This is a genomic window from Helicobacter vulpis (assembly GCF_003660395.1).
Classification (GTDB): Bacteria; Campylobacterota; Campylobacteria; order Campylobacterales; family Helicobacteraceae; genus Helicobacter; species Helicobacter vulpis.
Genome location: NZ_QXQT01000070.1, coordinates 1 through 845, shown reverse-complemented (window position 1 = coordinate 845; position 845 = coordinate 1). Strand labels below are relative to the sequence as shown.

Annotated in this window: 1 protein-coding gene; it reads left to right on the top strand. The window is 44.1% G+C overall.

The window, feature by feature from the left end:
- Window positions 1-163 precede the first annotated feature (163 nt).
- Window positions 164-845 (top strand): PBECR3 domain-containing polyvalent protein (locus EAO38_RS08585; RefSeq protein ID WP_456237303.1); only part of this gene is annotated, 682 nt, incomplete at its 3' end.

Genomic DNA, 845 nt, shown 5'->3' with positions numbered 1-845 from the left:
AAAGAGCCCATAGCAGAGCCTAGCGCAAGGGGGGGGAGGGAAACCCCCAAAGGGGGTTAGCCAAGACCTCCTAGACCCTAACAAGCCTTTAAGAAGAGCAAAGCCTGAAGAGATCACACCCGAGTTTTTAGAGGAGGTCAAAAGGACTAATGGTAAGGTGTGGATGGGGGATTTTGCCCCCCAAGACAAAGGCCTAATGCAAGAATTGGGCTTTGATAGCAAACACCCCGTAAAGATTACTTTTAATGGCGATGCGTTAAAGCATATTGAAAGACGGCATGGAGAGGGGGCGATCTTAGTCAAAAAAGGGCAACAACCCGCAGTAACAAGAGACGACATTATTCATTATGAGGATATTGTAAATAATGCAGATAAGGCTGTAGTTGATACAGACAAATACCATCAAAAGGTTTTGATCAGTGGTAAGCAGATTAATGGCTATGTCGTGGTGGTAGAAACCATTAGCACTAAAAAGAACGAATTAAAATTAAAGACAATCTATAAAGAATATGGGGAGCTTGAGAATAACAAACACTTCGCGGGTGAATATGCGGACTATCCAAAGATAGCGGAGACCTCCCTAAGCCCTAAACCTAGTGTCTCCCACGCACCGACCCACACCGCTACCCCTCATCCTACCAAACCCCCCCTTAACAATCAAATCCCCTTACTTCCCTATAAGCCCAACACACATATCCCAGCCACGGCTAAAGAAATCCTAGCCGCAGGCAGAAACGCGTCTTTAGACAAGCAAGATATTTTAGACGCCATTAGATTTAAAAACAAGCTTTTAGAAGACATTTTAAAACCCAATCCCGCCTTTGGAGAGAATTTTAAAGAATTTG